Here is a 17222-nt window from a genome sequence, read left to right on the forward strand (position 1 = left end):
GAGGTGCAAGCCAGCGCTTGCCGGATAGAAAGCCTTTCAGAGCAATGGCTTACATTCCAAATGAATGAATTTTCCCCTTATCTCGGCATGACCCCTAATACCCCCCCTCGCCCTTGGCAGCTCGGCCGAATCCGGAGTGACCTATAACAACATAACCTGCGGTGGGCCTGATGGCGGCGCCCCTCCTGATACCCCTTACCCTGTCCAACCCTTTTAAGGGCCCACCTGCCGGTGGCGGGTTGCCTGCGCCGCGCGTGGAAAGAAATGGGGAAAAGGAAAGAAAAGAAAGGAAGGAAAAAGGGAAAGGGTTAGACAGGTATGGGGGTGGGTTATGGGATGCGGAGATCCAGGCGGGAGGAAATGGTGCAGGAGGAACGCAGAAACGGTCTGAACATCCTAGGTTATGTTGTTATAGGAGGTGATCAGGTAGCGCCCTTTGTTTGAGGGAAGTGCGCATCAATGGGTGGGGTTTTGGAGAGGAGGTTCAGGATGGCGGTCGTAGCGTCGTCAGCTATGTTGTTATAGGGAGAGGTTCCGCGGAAGCCCGTTGGTTACGGTAACCGTGCTCCCTGGTGAGGCTTTATCGACGAAACAACTGCCGCGGCCTACAATTTGATATGGCTCCATGCAGGCGCCGGCTACCCGTCCTCGCGAAGCTGCACGAGCAGCACTGCCAGTTGTCTCCAACCTTGGCCCATATCTTTGGCCCTGGTGCGCAGCGGTGGACGGGTGACGCTGTAACAAGTAGGGCCGGAGATAAGTCATGGCAACCGAACAGACTCGCCCTACCACCCTTGCAGGTATTAAACGTCTGGCCAAGTTCATCAAAACTGCGCGAGGCATTCCGCATCATGCAGCCCTAGATGAAGCTGCACAGAAAGCTGGATTTCAGAACCTGCGCCATGCCCAGTCAGTTTTGGGCGAATCCGAGTACAAACTACAACAGACATTTGTGACGTTCTACTGGGCAGAACGTGAAGACGTCCCAAGTTCTGTTGATCGCGGCTCTATCCTGCGATCGGGGCGAACCACCGTCAAATTCCTGTTGCCTGTCCCCTTGAAGGAGATCCTACCCGGTAGGGCCCTATATCGGACTCCGTATATAGACTACTTTCGACTGGAATCACCTGATCATCTCGAACGTAGGGGTGACTATTACAACGAGCTCGACGGCGTGAGGATGGCAAAAAAGGTGGCTCTCGCTCTTAATTTTATGGCTGTGACAGGCCTGCGCGCCCCCCTTGCTAATGAGATGCCTCGGTCGAGATTGAAACTTTCTGACAATGCAGACCACTGCTCTTACTGGTACGACAATGAGTCGCAGTGCATTGTCATCCTAGATGAACCATATCGACCTCTGTTTCACGACGAGATCGCTTGGGCTAATGATCACGGGTTTCATACTGTAGGCGTCCCATGGAGAGGTATTTATGAGGCAGGCTATACACCACGCCTTCATGCCACATCTGAGGCGGTACTATCGCGTTTGATCGTGAAACTCAAAGCGTTGGAAAACAGGTTGAACGGTGAGAAATGGACGTACGACTCCCAGGGGTATGAAACCCAATTCATCAGCCCGGCCAGGCATCTCAGCGGCAAGAGAAAGAAACCAAGAGTCATGCCTACACCTCAAGGGGTTGAGCGCGCGGGCGCAGTCCCGTGTGGCCCCGATCTGCCTGGGTATCCATCAAGTTGGCGACCCGCTCGCCGATTGGACTTGGATAGACATTTACACATCGGTCCGATCATGAGTAGCCTGATGGCTTCAGTAATCATGGCCTGGTCAGGAGCTGGCTTAGGTCGCGTCGGCGGCACCCTGTCCGCTTGGTTCCGTTCTGAGTACAAAGATGAAGAGCTTCCCAACGAGCATTCGCGGCAAATCTACGACTTGCCAAAACCAACTATCATCCGGGGAATAGATAAACAACTGGCTGCACTTGCCGAAGTTAAGCAGACAATTGTAGAGGGCTATCAGGAATGCAAGCCCAAGAGGGAGCTACTGGAGCGCATTGATCGCGCGGACAGGTGGATTCGACGGAACTTAGCCCATCTTGAAGCGATGGAAGCGGATATTTCAGCGCACAGACTCGCAGAGTCACGTCGTGGGGATGGAGTAGCACAGTAACGTATGGTTGAAACAGTAGTTTTATGTCGTCGCGGCGAATAGGAGGCCACAGATTGACCGAGTTCGCCGCGGCAGTTTCTAACGATTAGTAGTTGGTGTCGTGCAGGCGGTCGTACGCACCTGCAGATAGCTGTAACCTTCCCTATCAGGGCCGCAAGAGTGCTTTCAAGCGACCTGTTTATCTTTACAGCCTACGATAAAGCCAATCTGTCGCGGAGGCCGCTCGATGGCGACATGGCGCCATGCTGCTACGGCTAGCTGGCGACATTCATGACCTTGTCTACGTAGGCCTCCATAAACCAATCAGGCTGCTCCTCGGACTTGTACTCAAGACTTGTACCGTCTGTGATCTCAGCAAGCCAGACAGAGCCTTCCCCCGAGTTATCAAAGATGTAGGCCCGGTTGGATGCTGCGACTGCTTCCGGCAGTAGCTTAAGTGACCGATGGTAGCGCTGAACGATCTTGTCGGCCGGCACGTTGTGGCCGCCATCGTCCACACGGTTGGCAACCCGGTTGATGTTGATGTTTGGATTGTCAGTGGCCACAAAGTAGAGGTAGGTGCGGTAACCCAGTTCCTGGGCACGGCGCATAAACGCGACCTTATCTCCCGACGACATCACGGTCTCAAACGTGAAGCTCACGCGGTTTTCCAGGAGCTTCTGCCTAATGAAGTCAGCAATTACCGAGGCATGGTAAGAATTGAAGTCGAGACGCCGAACGTCGATGCGAAGGCCGTTCATGTCGAACAGGGATGCTTGATCTTGAAGGTGCTCTTTCTGGATCAAGGCATGACTGGCAAAGAAGGTACGAAGTTCGTCGCCGGTAGCCTGGACATTAAACTGAGTGAGATCGACAAAGCCGTCAGCTTTCGCTGACTTCTCGATCTCGTCTGCGTTCACGTAGGTGTTGATCAGATTGGGCGGGACCTGCTCTTTGATGGTGCTCTTGCCCGAGCCATTTGGCCCCGCAAAGACGCGGAGCCTAGGCGTTGGCACTGGAGCTTACTCGTTGGACCTGGATTGTCTGGCCGACGCTCACCTTGCGGCGAGGCCTGGCCTCCCCTACGACGGTCGCGGACCCATCGGCCTTGGACTCAACGAGGTAGCTGCCCTGCACCTTCATGACGGTATGCCCGGCTGCGAGCGCTCGCAGATAGGCAGTACGAGTCGCACCTGCAGCGACTGCAGGAATCTCGCCTTCAAGGTTCCGAATCTCCTTTTCGGTGAGGCGCTTTTTACTCGGCATACCTTTCTCCTGAGAGGAAATGGATAGGGACTCCCTCATTCTAGCCACGTCGTGCGTCTTTCTAAAGCATCGGCGCTTTATGGCTACGAGAAACCGCAATCCTCGCCGGTTATCATGAGGACTGGTGAGTGATCCGACGCTTGAGCGTACTGGCCTGAGAGATTTACTCGAGCCGTAGGTGCTTGGTCGGTACCCCAGATCCGACGAGGTGAGGCCATGGATCAAGTCCAGCTCGAGGCACTCAGAGCAGAAGCAATAGCGGCCGGCAGGTCATTTTCGAAAGGTCGGCTTCGGGACGAGTTCCGGATGAAGCCGAAACCTGATGCGACGCCGGTGGCGCATTACAAGAACGGTTATGGTGGGACCTTCGGCGTATACCGGATCGCGGACTGCCTCCCATTGCGGGACCGCAAGGCTGCTGCTCCCTCCCCGAAGCAAGTTCGGGCGGCGGCCATACTTGCACTAAAGGGCCGGATGCAAAGCAAGGTGGTCAAGGCCTCTCATGTCGCGGTGCAATGGCTTGCCAATGCACCTCTCGTGCTGGATGCCGAAACCACAGGGCTTGGTACAGAGGCCCAGATCATCGAACTGGCGATCGCCGACGTCGACGGGAATCTGCTTTTCAACTCCAGGATTCGGCCCAATGTTCCAATCGAACCAGCTGCTGCCGATGTACACCGAATCCGAGCTGAAGAGCTCCAACATTGTCCGACCTGGCTCGAGGTTGCCGGCAGAGTCAAGGCGCTCCTTACCGGTCGTCCCATTGTGACCTTCAATTCAGCGTTCGATCGGCGACTGCTGATTCAAACCGCGAACGCATTCCAGGATGACCATAGCTGGCTTGCAACGTGTCAGGTGCATTGCGCTATGGGCCTGGCGGTGGCCATGTATGGGGCAACCAACCGCTATGGGACCATCTCTCTTGCGGCAGCAATGTCGTTGGCCGGCGTAACCTGGCGTGGTCAAGCACACTCCGCAATTGGAGATGTGCTGGCCACCGTGGATCTTCTGCAATCGATGGCTCAGGTCAGACTCAATCTCGATCAGGAGCTGAATCGGCTCCAGTCCTGGTCGGATTAACTCTCGACGCCTTCTCCATTCGTAAGGAGCGTATTCCGCAGAGTGCAATCTGCTGGTATCGGCATGCCCTTCCGTTAGAATCCCGTGGTCAGGCATACACAGTCAGGAGGATCAAGCTGCATGCCCCACTTTCAACCGTTCCGCGCCGCTTTCACTGCCGCGATTCTGACCCTGCCGCTACTGGCCCAGGCTGGCGGCGCTGCGGCTGTTACAGTGACCACAGCTGCGGCGGCCGCCGCTTCCGACTCAGGCCTCCCAAATGCCGGTAATTCATACGGAGCAACCGGGTACTTGTTCGTGGACGGGGTGGGCTATTCCGGGGGCAAAATGGTGTACTGCCCGGCTTCAGTCGGGTTCGTTAAAGCAGCATCCTGGTTACGTTCGAAGAACACGATAGTCAAAGGGGATTGTCAGTATAAGGACGGAACCCTACCTGCCGTATCGTCCCAAGACTTTATTGACGAGGTCCTGGGCAAGGGTGTGGCGACTGTGGTCAGCGTGGCTCCTGTATTCGTCCAATACGGACGTCCTCTCGGCGTGATCTATTACAGAGACAACGGCAATGGCACGGATGTGGATTCGCGACCGAGGCAAACAGAAATCTATGAGTGAGTCCTTTTGCGCCGGCCAATTCAGCCAACGTGATGTGGTGCAACTACAGCACCAGGTGACCACCTTGTATCCTATTCATGATCCGTATGGATAACGACTTTCGCCCCCTCACCAGTGACAATCGGGCTTCCGACACCATGGGTTGAGACATTGGTAGACGCCGGAGCGCAGCCAGAACTTTGCCCTGGTGCGTAGGTCTTGCCATTGATGACTACCACGCTGTTTTCCCCGGTGACGATTGGCGAGTTAGGCCCGGTGGTTGTGCAGTTGTGAGCCTCGTCTGCCTTCGCAGCCTGTTGAACTGGAGCCTTCTCAGCAGCGGCATCGCAACCAGCAAGGATGGACACCGCAAGCAGGGCCGTGATGGTGTTCTTCATATCGTTTTCCCTGCGCTACTTGGCTTCAACCGTATCCGATTTTGCTGCCTGCTCAGCAGCTGCATGCTTGGCAAGTTTCGCCACTTGATCGGCCAAGCCTGGGGTACGAGTGTTGTAGGCCCACGAGTAGAACCCTATGGCGCCGATCACCAAAGCAACCGACACCGCACGCAGGGCTTTCTTCCGCTGTGGGCTACGCCGGCTACGGCTGGCTGCGAGAGTGGCCAGGGCAAGAAGTACAGCGATGACAACGCCAGTCACGAATGGATGCTCCTGGGTAAATCGCAGACCGCTGATTACGCTTACTGGAATCATGTTACCTATCCCTATTTTCGATGATGTGAACTCCAACGCGGTGTCCTCTACGTCCTCGGCCCGCCCCGGCAATTGGCCAGGACATGAGGTGCAACTGAGCGGGTTTCCTACTTTGGGTCAGGGTCAACCGCGACCCGAGCTTTCGCGCCGTTATAGTCGTCGCCGCCTTTGGCCTGCAGATCAAACCCGACAACCAAATGAGGGCGGATGTCGGGTTTGCGTATCAGACACCCTCACTTACGAGCAAAATGGCTCTTGAGGGCTCCCAGCGCACTTCGTTGGAACCTGAACTTCCGTTTCGAAGATCCGTAGGGAGCGCCTGGCACGATCAGGCATTCGCCCCGACGTCCATTCACCATTTCTTCCAGCTGCAGTCGGCATTCATCCGAACGCCGTTCGCGCCTGCATTTGATGTGCAGGGAAAATGGATCGCCAACTGATTCATTGGGAATGGTCTCGTCCTCCCATGGCCTCGGCTGTTTGCACAGGATAAGGCCAACTCGCCACATGCGAGCAATCTCTGCTACGTCGACCAGACTTTGCCCTTTAGCGCAGTGGTAACGCTCATCGAGCACGACTAGGTCTCCCCTTTCAGGTTGCGAAGGAGTCAAATCAAGAGGTCCCACCATATACATTTCAGCCGTACGTCCAGGGCAAACGACACGGACGCAACGTCCAGGATATTTCAACGCGATCCGATCCCAGACATCCGTCCAACACCCTTCTGATACATCTTCGACAACTGATGCCGGTTGGAGGTGAAGAGGGCTTACCAGGTGCACTCTACCCCGGGAGGAAGTCAGGTATCGATCAGCAATGAGCAACGCTGTGGTCGACTTTCCTCCGCCAGGCCGCCCCGTTACTGAAATCAGGGGGCGCGCCTCTGTGAGGGAAACTGTGAATATGCCACCCGCGTGCAGTGGGAGAGAAACCCTCGCCAACAAAGTCTCGTCATCATCGCCAGCGAGGAACTCCTGGATGCGATTCCAAGGAACCTGTGCGCCATGCTCTGCGGCAGCTTGGTCCAGAGCTTCATGGAGGCTGAGCCCCGTTGACTTGGCTAGCTTTCTGGCATCCTTCTTCACTTGGTCGATGGATGCGCCGGAGGGGAAACGGTTGGAGTTGGTCAAAGCATGCTCCTTGATGGCAATTTGTGCCACGCCCACTAGACACATTGCCGAGGGCAATGCTTGGAGGAAGAGAAGTATTGAAGCCATGGCCTAAACCGGCCTTCGCCCAAGGTGGGCGTGCGAGCGCTGGCCAGCGCTCCACTGCGATACTAACCCAACTCCAGTGCAATTCCAGCGAGGCGCCTATGGATGATCCACTTTCCGAACTACATGCAGACTTCGTGTGGTGCAGGCTTTCTGATTACTGGGGGCCTGTGACCTGGTCGGCCGGGGATGTTTGGATTACAAGGGATGAAGATGGCTGGTGGCTAGACGATGACCGTTCAGCGACGGAAGACCAGGTCAGAGAGCTTCTACTGCGAGCTAGAGGCAAGGTAGAGCTTCATGGCTGCGGTCCCCTGCACCCCAGGAAGGGTTAGCAACGTAACCTATTTATAATCCTTCCCACCTTGGTGAAGGAGAGGCTGGAAAGCGGACCGCGAAACCAGCCTGGACCAGCGCCCTTCCACAGTACGATCAGTCCTGAACTGGATGAGGACTGAAACCATGGATTACCTCGACATACATCATCCGCCGGCAGCGACTGAAGACGACTGGCAAGCCCGATGCGGTGTAGGGGAGCCCGCAGAATTCGGAAAAAATCGTACGCTAACAGTTCAAGCGTCCCGGCCACGCCTGACTGTAGCTTGTTGACTGGTCAATCTGTCTCGCGGGTAAAGCGATAGAACAAGTTCGGCTCGCTGACCACGTACAAATACCCTTCATCGTCGATGGTTACGCCTTCGGCTTGGGGTATACCTTTCAGCAAACCAGCAAACCCCCTCGCCAAGGAGCGGAAACTCACCACCTTGCCCTCGTCGGTCATTTCAATCAGCAGTTTCGACTCGTCGCTGAGCAGGATCAGATGGCCGCTCTGTTGATCGAATACAACCGAAGACAAGTCAGTGGCAAACACCTTGTCTTTTACTAGGTTGGACATGTCGCGGACGTGCAGGGAAACGCCTCCTTCCAGGCTGGCACGAAGGCCGCTCACTTCCAGTAATTGCCGGGGGTCACGCTCCTTGGTCACAAACAAACGATCACCTTTTAGGTCGTAGGCGAGCCCTTCAAGGCCTTTGTTGTCCTCCTTGCCAAGCGCCAAGGTTAGCGCTGAATACTGGTCTAGGCTCAATGGTCGATCAGGAGAAAGCTTACCGTATTCGTCGATGGGGATATCCACGATAACCAGGCTCTGCCGCCGCTCTTCGGCAATGACCAGTTGACCGTTGCCGGCATAGGACACCGCTTCCACGTCGTGGAAGCCATCCAGGCTGTAACGTCGCTCCACGTCACCGTCACGACTGAGGGCCAGCAGCTCGTTCGGGCCATTGGTAACCGCCCACAGCAGATTTAGGTCAGGATCGAAGGTCAGGCCCGAAAGGTTGTTGTCCACACCGGGAACCGCCTTAGCATCCAGCTCAACCCGATAGCCAGGCAGCCACACAGAGCGCTCCTGCCAATCGTCTGTGTGCCAGTGGGTCTTGATCCAAAAGTACAGACGATCATCAAGGTGATGAGTACGTACTTGGAATACGGTGAGCAACACAAGGCATACAAGCGCCCACATCCAAACACTTACTTTCCGTGTTCGGCCCAGCCAGTTTTTAGCCATCAAATACATTAGAAGCCTCGTTAAATCAGACTGACGCCACGAGCCGTGATGGTTTCAACCCGACTCGGCGCGGCTGGCACAGGTGATACACAACGGCGTGGCCGGATCGAACTCCAGACGGCCCGAGGCGATCAACTCGCCGCATTGGTTACACCAGCCATAGTCGCCCTCGTGCCAGCGCTTGAGGGCCAGTTGGAGACGGACACGTTCATGCCGTGCACGACTGCGGATCGCATCGTTCATCGCTTGTTGCTGGAGTGCGTCCATTCTCGATAGACGCCCCACCTTGCTTTGATCCAGCTCTACCGATTGCGAGCGAGACTCAGCGTCTCCCAGCAATCGATCCAGCTCGGCAGCCCGCTGTTCCAGTAGGGTCTTGAAATGGGCAAGATCGAGGGCGTCGTCCAGGCTCATTAGCGCAGCAGTAACAGCGGACTGGTGGTGGTACGGAGCATGCTGGTAGTGGTGCTGCCGACCAGGAACTGCCGGATACGTGAGTGTCCATAAGCCCCCATCACTAGCAGATCGATGCCATGCTCTTTCTGATAGGCGTGCAGGGTACGTTCTATTTCACCGCTCCGAGTCTCAGCGCGAACGGTAAATCCGGCGTTGATCAGCACTTTCTGCGCCCAGTCCAGCTGCGCGGACGCTTCGTCGTTCACGGGCCCAACCATGACCAGATGGATCGGCAGCCCCTTCAGCAGCGGGCTGGCTGCCAGCATCTCCACACCCTTGCGGGTTGTAGCGCCGCCATCGAATGCCAGCATCGCGCTCTTGGGCTTTTGGAAGTTGGCCGGGGTGACCAGGATTGGCCGGTGCATGATACGAATAACGCTTTCCAGCTGGCTTCCGACATGCTGACTCAGACCGCCACTAGACTCGCCCTGGCGACCGATAACCAGCAAGCGCGTTTCACTTTGCAGCTCTTGCAAGCTCTCCAGTAAATCGCCATGTCGCTGCTTGGACTCCGGTGCGCGCACACCATCATTCACGGCCCGTTCTTTCGCGGCTGCAAGCATGATTCGCCCTTGTTCAAGGGCCAACTTGCCGCGCTGTTCATCCAGGGAAGCAAGCTCATCAAGCAGGTGCTCGCGGCTGCCAAGGCCAATGTTGCCACTCAAATCTGCTGCAACCGGATACTGGCGCTGATCCAGCACATGCAGGAAGGTCAGCGGCGCTTCCAGGCTCAGACTGGCCCAGGCCGCGTAGTCGCAAACAGCTGGAGCCGAGGTGGAACCGTCGATACAGGCAATTAGGGGTCGTTTGCGGGAGAGGGCGAAATCCTACGCTAAGGCTTTGGCCAACGATATTCTCCGGTAAGATTGATGTGTTCCGAGGGGATAGGAGAAGTCGCTTGATATCTAGTATGACGTCTGTCGCACCTGCTTGATCGCGGCCGCGATAGCTAGATCGCGTTGCTCCTCTTCTCCATCCGCGTTCCAAGCTGCGGAAAGGCACCCATAAGCGTACGCCTGGTCGAGCAGGCGACGCGGATCGACGTCCAGCGCACGAGAGAATGCGTCCGCCATCTGTGCAATGCGTCTGGGATCGAGACAAAGGTCGTCTCTGTCAGCCGGATCGTAGAACATATTGGCGGCGCCAAAGCCCACTTCACCGACCAGACCGACGGGATCTATCACCAGCCAGCCGCGACTGGAGAACATGATGTTTTCATGATGCAGATCGCCATGTAGCCCACGCAGTTCCGAGGCATTGCTCATCATTTGATCGGCTATAATCGCCGCGTGGACGTAGTCAGTTTGACAACCTGCGTTTTGATCATCGCGCGCCCGCTGAAACAAAGCTGCAAAGCGATCCCGGATCGGGAGAAGGGCAGAAGGCAGGGGTTCCTCAGATGCGGCATACAGCTTCGCCATTAGTTCCGCTGCAATTTCGGTCGCCTGGTAGTCGCCGTGCTCGGCAACGATGTGAGAGAGCATTCGCTCCCCGGCATATTCGAGCAACATCAGATTGTTCTCACGACCGAGCAACCGGACTGCTCCCCTCCCATTGCGCCATACCAGATAGTCGGCCCCGCGCAGTTCATCAGCAATGTCTTCTATAGGTTTCAATCCCTTGACGATTGCAGGAGTCCCGTCTGGCAATGAAACTTTCCAAACGAGGCTGGAAAAGGTGTCCGCAATGAGAACAGGTTGCGAAACGTGCCAATGAGCAGGAAAAACAGGCGGCATGAACATCAACCCCAAGTCAGAGGGTCCAATCGCAGATAGAAGGCAAGGCGTTCGCGGTCGGGGGCTTCGATCCCCAATACATTGAATAGGACAGCGAAGGCGCGCTCTGCTTCATCTGGCGCTGCCCAGTTCTCTTCGGCGTTAGCAATCATGAGTGCCAAATCGGCATAGCGATCTGCTGTTCCGAGCCGCCCAAGGTCGATCAGACCCGTGCATTGAAGAGTTTTAGGGTCCACCATGAAGTTCGGCATGCAGGGATCACCATGGCAAACAACCATATCGGTGCGCTCTTGGTCGAGCCGCACCGGTAGCTCTCGTTCGACACGAGCCAAAAGATCGAGCTGCGGCGTACTCTTGTCCTCGTCCGGTAAGAAGTCGGGATTGACGGCATTGCGGGACACCACATCAACGGCGCGTCCGAACATTCGCGACAGCCTGCGCTCAAACGGACATTGATCAACCAATAGGCTGTGAACAGCGCCAAGTTGCTGCCCCATTGACGGCCACGCTTTGAGCAAATCCGCTCCAGACAGATCAGCCGCCGGTACTCCCGGAATTGCCGTTATCACCAAGCATGCACCCTCCTGTTCCTCCTGCCAGTTGATCACCTCGGGGCAAGCCACACCTCGACCTTTGAGCCAAATGAGGCGGTCACGCTCTCCAGCGAGCTCACCGCGGCGGGAAGCAGGTGCGATTTTCGCGAAGGCATGCCCGTCACCACGTCGAAAAACAAAATCACCAGATTCTCCGCCTCTGACAGGCAACCAGTCAGAATGCGATTCACCAAAAAAAATATTAGTTCGATTCAATGGAGGTTCCTTCAGTTTTCTGATGAAGCGCGGAGGTGGCTCAACCTGCGAAAAGAAACGAGTTGCTACGTAAGTCCGAGAACATGCTTTCCATGGTCTCTGAGCTCGCCTTTGGGACCGACATATCGGTAGAGAGTGACGCGCTCGATGCCGAGTTCCTTGCAGAGATCGGAAACTGAAGTATCGCGCTGGGCCATGGCGGCTTGCGCGAGACGCACCTGAGCTTTGGTGAGCGCGAATTTTCGTCCGCCCTTGCGACCGCGCGCTCTCGCGGAGGCGAGACCCGCCATGGTGCGCTCTCGGATCAGATCCCGCTCGAACTCGGCTAAGGTGGCGAAGATTCCGAACACCATGCGACCGGACGCAGTCGTGGTGTCGATCTGAGCGCCCTTTCCAGTCAGAACCCGCAGGCCGATCTTGCGGTCTGACAGCTCCTTCACCGTGTTGACCAGATGGGCAAGCGATCGTCCGAGGCGATCGAGCTTCCAGACCACCAGCACATCGCCGTCACGCAATGACTTGAGGCAGGCAGTCAAGCCAGGGCGATCATCACGACCGCCGGAAGCAAGATCATCATAGATATTGTCCCGTTCGACACCTGCGGCGCGCAAGGCGTCGTGCTGCAGGTCGAGAGACTGCGAGCCATCGGCTTTGGAGACGCGGGCATATCCGATCAGCATGTATCACAAACGTTGGTTTGAGGCGGCGCTTCGGCCACGATTGCATTGACCTCTGGAAATGTATCTCAACCAGCTTCATAAATAAAGCGTCTTGAACGCTATCAGATTTTGAAAAAGGAACATGTATGCCGCGTCGCGTCACTCTAACCGATCGGCAGAAAGACGCGCTGTTGCGCTTGCCGACTTCACAGACGGATTTGCTCAAGCACTATACGCTGAGTGATGAAGACCTTGGGCATATCAGGCTGCGTCGGCGCGCTCACAACAGGTTCGGCTTCGCCCTGCAATTGTGTGTCCTGCGCTATCCCGGCCGGGTGCTGGCTCCAGGCGAACTGATCCCTGCAGAGGTCATCGAATTTATCGGAGCGCAGCTTGGCCTGGGTGCCGACGATCTCGTAGACTATGCTGCCCGCGAGGAAACACGGCACGAGCATCTTGCCGAGTTACGGGGGCTCTACGGCTTCCGCACCTTCTCCGGACGTGGTGCGAGGGAGCTGAAGGAATGGTTGTTCCGAGAAGCCGAGATGGCGGTGTCGAACGAGGATATCGCCCGTCGCTTCGTAGCCGAGTGCCGACGCACCCGCACTGTCCTTCCCGCGACATCCACGATCGAGCGGCTTTGTGCCGCGGCTCTCGTCGATGCCGAGCGACGCATCGAGACGAGGATCGCCAGTCGGCTGCCTATGCCGATCCGAGAACAGTTGCTGGCATTGCTCGAGGAGACGGCTGATGATCGGGTGACCCGTTTTGTGTGGCTGCGCCAGTTCGAGCCTGGCTCGAACTCTTCGTCGGCCAACCGGCTGCTCGACCGGCTCGAATATCTGCAACGCGTCGATCTCCCCGAGGATCTGCTTGCCGGCGTTCCTGCCCATCGGGTGACTCGTCTGCGCAGGCAGGGTGAACGGTATTATGCCGACGGCATGCGCGATCTCCCGGAGGACAGGCGGCTTGCGATCTTGGCTGTTTGCGTCTCGGAATGGCAGGCGATGTTGGCCGACGCAGTGGTCGAAACCCACGACCGGATCGTCGGCCGTCTCTACCGTGCTTCGGAGCGTATTTGCCATGCAAAGGTCGCAGACGAAGCGGGGGTGGTGCGTGACACCCTGAAATCCTTCGCCGAGATCGGGGGCGCCCTGGTCGATGCACAGGATGATGGCCAGCCGCTGGGCGATGTCATCGCGAGTGGGTCAGGGTGGGACGGCTTAAAAACCCTTGTTGCAATGGCAATCAGGCTGACCGCCACCATGGCCGACGATCCGCTCAATCATGTGCTCGACGGTTATCACCGCTTCCGCCGATTCACTCCACGCATGTTGCGCCTGCTCGATCTGCGAGCTGCGCCCGTTGCACTGCCGCTTCTGGAAGCGGTGACGGTCCTTCGTACCGGTTTGAACGATGCCGCGATGACCAGCTTCTTGCGGCCCAGCTCGAAATGGCATCGCCACCTTCGGGCCCAGAGGGCTGGCGACGCTCGCCTATGGGAGATCGCGGTGCTGTTCCATCTGCGCGATGCGTTCCGCTCCGGAGATGTCTGGCTTACTAGGTCCCGGCGCTATGGCGATCTGAAACACGCACTCGTTCCGGCACAAGCCATCGCGGAAGGCGGTCGTCTCGCTGTGCCATTGCGGCCGGAGGAATGGCTGGCAGACCGGCAAGCTCGCCTCGACATGCGGTTGCGCGAGCTTGGCCGTGCCGCTCGCGCAGGCACGATCCCGGGCGGGTCGATTGAGAACGGCGTTCTGCATATCGAGAAACTCGAAGCCGCCGCGCCGACAGGCGCCGAAGATCTGGTGCTCGATCTCTACAAGCAGATCCCGCCCACGCGCATCACCGATCTCCTGCTGGAGGTGGATGCGGCGACCGGCTTCACCGAAGCGTTCACCCATCTGCGCACAGGAGCACCCTGCGCTGACCGGATCGGGCTAATGAACGTTATCTTGGCGGAAGGGATCAACCTCGGCTTGCGCAAAATGGCGGATGCGACAAACACCCACACCTTCTGGGAATTGATCCGCATTGGACGGTGGCATGTCGAGGGCGAAGCCTATGACCGGGCGCTGGCCATGGTGGTCGAGGCACAGGCAGCGTTACCCATGGCCCGGTTCTGGGGCATGGGCACGTCGGCTTCGAGCGACGGACAGTTCTTCGTCGCTACAGAGCAAGGTGAGGCCATGAACCTGGTCAACGCGAAATATGGCAATACCCCGGGCCTGAAAGCCTATAGCCACGTCTCCGACCAATATGCGCCGTTCGCAACCCAGGTGATTCCTGCAACGGCAAGCGAAGCGGCTTACATCCTCGATGGCCTGCTGATGAACGATGCTGGACGCCATATCCGCGAGCAGTTCACCGACACGGGCGGCTTCACCGATCACGTCTTTGCCGCATGTGCCATTCTCGGCTACCGGTTCGCTCCGCGCATCCGCGACCTGCCATCCAAACGGCTCTACGCGTTCAATCCGTCGGCCGCCCCGGCGCACCTGCGAGCGTTGATCGGCGGAAAGGTCAACCAAGCCATGATCGAGCGCAATTGGCCCGACATCCTGCGCATCGCCGCCACCATTGCTGCCGGGACCGTCGCGCCAAGCCAGATTCTGCGGAAACTCGCCTCCTATCCGCGGCAGAACGAGCTCGCGACAGCCCTGCGGGAAGTCGGTCGCGTCGAGCGCACCCTGTTCATGATCGACTGGATTCTGGATGCCGAACTCCAACGGCGTGCCCAGATCGGGCTCAACAAAGGCGAAGCTCATCATGCGCTGAAGCGGGCAATCAGCTTCCACCGCCGCGGTGAAATCCGCGACCGTTCCGCCGAAGGCCAGCATTACCGCATCGCCGGCATGAATCTGCTCGCCGCCATCATCATCTTCTGGAACACCATGAAGCTCGGCGAGGTCGTTGCAAACCAGAAACGCGATGGAAAGCTGCTATCGCCCGATCTCTTGGCCCATGTTTCGCCGCTCGGATGGGAACACATCAATCTCACCGGAGAATATCGCTGGCCAAAGCCTTAGCGTAGGATTCCGCCCCCTCCCGCAAACGACCCCAATTACGTGGGTCATTGTTGTTCTCCTTCTCAGTGGCCCATGAGTTGATCAATGGCGTCAGGTTTATCGTGAACACCAAAGCGATCCACGATAGTGGCGCTGGCCTCGTTTAAGCCCAGCACTTCGACTTCAGTACCTTCACGGCGGAACTTAATGACTACCTTGTCCAGGGCTGCAACAGCGGTGATATCCCAGAAGTGTGCACGATTCAGGTCGATGGTTACCTTGTTCAGGGCTTCCTTGAAGTCGAAGGCTGCGACGAACTTGTCAGCCGAGCTGAAGAACACCTGACCGGTGACGTTATAGCTACGATGCTCGCCGGCTTCGTCCAGCGAAGAACTGATCGCCATGTAATGGCCAACCTTGTTGGCGAAGAACATCGCAGCCAGTAGCACGCCGGCTAACACGCCGAAGGCCAGGTTGTGGGTGGCCACCACGACCACCACGGTGACGACCATGACAATGTTGGTCGACAACGGATGCTTCTTCAGGTTGCGCAGCGAATCCCAACTGAAGGTGCCGATGGACACCATGATCATCACTGCCACCAGCGCAGCCATTGGGATCTGCTTCAGCCAGTCGCCGAGGAAAACCACCATCAGCAGCAGAAATACGCCTGCGGCAAGAGACGACAGGCGAGAACGACCGCCGGATTTCACGTTAATGATCGACTGACCAATCATCGCGCAGCCAGCCATACCGCCGATCAGACCCGAAGCAATGTTGGCCACGCCCTGGCCCTTGCACTCGCGGTTCTTGTCACTCGGGGTGTCGGTCAGGTCGTCGACAATGGTCGCGGTCATCATCGACTCCAACAGACCGACCACAGCCAGTGCTGCCGAATAAGGAAAGATGATGGCCAGCGTCTCGAATGTCAGCGGCACATCAGGCCAGAGGAAGATCGGTAGCGTATCCGGCAGTTCACCCATATCACCGACCGTGCGGATATCCAGACCAACCGACATGGCGACGGCGGTCAGCACGATGATGCACACCAGCGGCGATGGGATGAGCTTGCCGATCTTGGGGACATAGGGGAACAGATAGATGATGCCGAGGCCTGCGGCTGTCATGGCGTAGACGTGCCAGGTGACATTAGTCAGCTCGGGCAGCTGAGCCATGAAAATCAGGATCGCCAGTGCATTGACAAAACCGGTCACCACCGAGCGCGAGACGAAGCGCATCAGCGATCCGAGCTTCAGGTAGCCAGCAGCAATTTGTAGCACGCCACATAGCAGCGTGGCGGCCAGCAGATATTCAAGACCATGGTTCTTGACCAGAGTCACCATCAGCAGTGCCATGGCACCCGTTGCGGCCGAAATCATGCCTGGGCGGCCACCGACAAAGGCGATCACCACAGCGATACAGAAAGAGGCGTAAAGGCCGACCTTAGGGTCAACGCCAGCAATGATCGAGAAGGCGATGGCTTCAGGGATTAGGGCCAGTGCGACCACAAGACCGGCGAGGATGTCGCCACGGATGTTGGATAACCAGGTTTGTTTTAACGAGTGGAGCATCAGAATTCCCAAGGCAATGGATCGCGCAGCACAGCATGGCGCAGGCCAAGTGCAGCTGGTCGATACGAGGTCAAATGTCGGATGTAGAGGAGCTGTGGCGGGTGTTAAAACCTAAAGCACAGCAGAAAGCGACCGCTGGCAGAGCAAGCAGTCACAGATGATGCGGGGGGGCGAAGCGCTATGGCGGCGTAGGCAGCCAGATCATGTTTTGCAGGGTAAGCATGAGGTCTTATCGAGTGTCTTTAGTAACTCAATGGCCGCAACAGTCTACAGGAAGAGGGCAATTTCTGCGAGTCACCCCCGGACTAGGGCGTCCTGTTTGGATGTCAGCCTGAGCTATACCCTAACTGTGTCATTTTCAGAAGACGACTGCACCAGTTGATTGGGCGTAATGGCTGTTGTGCAGCCAGCTCCTGACAGTTCAATATCAGAAGTGATCTGCACC

At 57.2% G+C, this 17222-nt stretch carries 15 protein-coding genes; 4 read left to right on the forward strand and 11 right to left on the reverse strand.

Annotated features, from left to right (window positions below; all coding sequences use genetic code 11):
* The first annotated feature begins 763 nt into the window (after positions 1-763).
* The gene (locus tag HMPREF1224_RS45180; RefSeq protein WP_010794524.1) at positions 764-2125 is read left to right on the forward strand and encodes a DUF5623 domain-containing protein; all 1362 of its coding nucleotides are present in this window, start codon (positions 764-766) and stop codon (positions 2123-2125) included.
* A gap of 254 nt (positions 2126-2379) precedes the next feature.
* Here HMPREF1224_RS45180 and HMPREF1224_RS43820 read toward each other — a convergent pair whose 3' ends face one another.
* Complete coding sequence (locus tag HMPREF1224_RS43820; RefSeq protein WP_010794525.1) at positions 2380-3120, reverse strand: ATPase; 741 nt, start codon at positions 3118-3120, stop codon at positions 2380-2382.
* 466 nt (positions 3121-3586) lie between these two features.
* Between HMPREF1224_RS43820 and HMPREF1224_RS43830 the strand changes: the two genes are divergently transcribed.
* Together HMPREF1224_RS43830 and HMPREF1224_RS43835 are read left to right on the forward strand one after the other, a co-directional pair.
* Positions 3587-4450: a 3'-5' exonuclease gene (locus HMPREF1224_RS43830; protein WP_010794527.1), complete on the forward strand. Its 864-nt coding sequence runs from the start codon at positions 3587-3589 to the stop codon at positions 4448-4450.
* A gap of 120 nt (positions 4451-4570) precedes the next feature.
* Positions 4571-5062: a hypothetical protein gene (locus HMPREF1224_RS43835; protein WP_010794528.1), complete on the forward strand. Its 492-nt coding sequence runs from the start codon at positions 4571-4573 to the stop codon at positions 5060-5062.
* Positions 5063-5133: 71 nt separating this feature from the next.
* On the opposite strand, the gene HMPREF1224_RS45530 is transcribed toward HMPREF1224_RS43835, so the two are convergent.
* From HMPREF1224_RS45530 to HMPREF1224_RS43855, 9 genes are all read right to left on the reverse strand, one after another.
* Entirely contained in the window at positions 5134-5439 is a 306-nt protein-coding gene (locus HMPREF1224_RS45530) for a hypothetical protein (RefSeq protein WP_124123777.1), read from the reverse strand.
* A gap of 15 nt (positions 5440-5454) precedes the next feature.
* Positions 5455-5754, reverse strand: coding sequence for a hypothetical protein (locus HMPREF1224_RS45535; RefSeq protein WP_153897984.1), 300 nt, complete (start codon positions 5752-5754; stop codon positions 5455-5457).
* 233 nt (positions 5755-5987) lie between these two features.
* Positions 5988-6884, reverse strand: coding sequence for a P-loop NTPase family protein (locus tag HMPREF1224_RS45185; protein ID WP_081717432.1), 897 nt, complete (start codon positions 6882-6884; stop codon positions 5988-5990).
* Between the two features lie 697 nt (positions 6885-7581).
* Entirely contained in the window at positions 7582-8544 is a 963-nt protein-coding gene (locus tag HMPREF1224_RS43840; RefSeq protein WP_010794530.1) for an SdiA-regulated domain-containing protein, read from the reverse strand.
* Between the two features lie 45 nt (positions 8545-8589).
* Entirely contained in the window at positions 8590-8949 is a 360-nt protein-coding gene (locus HMPREF1224_RS43845; RefSeq protein WP_003090764.1) for a TraR/DksA family transcriptional regulator, read from the reverse strand.
* A complete protein-coding gene (locus HMPREF1224_RS0113015) occupies positions 8949-9788 on the reverse strand; it encodes a universal stress protein (protein WP_026014172.1) in 840 nt (279 codons plus the stop codon). The genes HMPREF1224_RS43845 and HMPREF1224_RS0113015 overlap by 1 nt, the downstream gene beginning before the upstream one ends.
* 108 nt (positions 9789-9896) lie before the next feature.
* Positions 9897-10733 carry an aminoglycoside O-phosphotransferase APH(6)-Id gene (locus HMPREF1224_RS43850; protein WP_000480968.1) on the reverse strand — a complete coding sequence of 279 codons (837 nt, stop codon included), beginning with the start codon at positions 10731-10733 and terminating at the stop codon, positions 9897-9899.
* Complete coding sequence (aph(3'')-Ib, locus tag HMPREF1224_RS45195; protein WP_010794532.1) at positions 10733-11536, reverse strand: aminoglycoside O-phosphotransferase APH(3'')-Ib; 804 nt, start codon at positions 11534-11536, stop codon at positions 10733-10735. The genes HMPREF1224_RS43850 and aph(3'')-Ib overlap by 1 nt, the downstream gene beginning before the upstream one ends.
* A 65-nt stretch (positions 11537-11601) precedes the next feature.
* Entirely contained in the window at positions 11602-12216 is a 615-nt protein-coding gene (locus HMPREF1224_RS43855) for a recombinase family protein (protein WP_000904906.1), read from the reverse strand.
* A gap of 125 nt (positions 12217-12341) precedes the next feature.
* Here HMPREF1224_RS43855 and HMPREF1224_RS43860 point away from each other — a divergent pair, with 125 nt between their 5' ends.
* Positions 12342-15227, forward strand: coding sequence for a Tn3 family transposase (locus tag HMPREF1224_RS43860; protein ID WP_010794533.1), 2886 nt, complete (start codon positions 12342-12344; stop codon positions 15225-15227).
* Between the two features lie 62 nt (positions 15228-15289).
* On the opposite strand, the gene HMPREF1224_RS43865 is transcribed toward HMPREF1224_RS43860, so the two are convergent.
* Entirely contained in the window at positions 15290-16777 is a 1488-nt protein-coding gene (locus tag HMPREF1224_RS43865; protein WP_003090759.1) for a SulP family inorganic anion transporter, read from the reverse strand.
* Between the last annotated feature and the right edge of the window lie 445 nt (positions 16778-17222).

Source organism: Pseudomonas sp. P179, from assembly GCF_000478485.2.
Lineage (GTDB): Bacteria > Pseudomonadota > Gammaproteobacteria > Pseudomonadales > Pseudomonadaceae > Pseudomonas > Pseudomonas aeruginosa.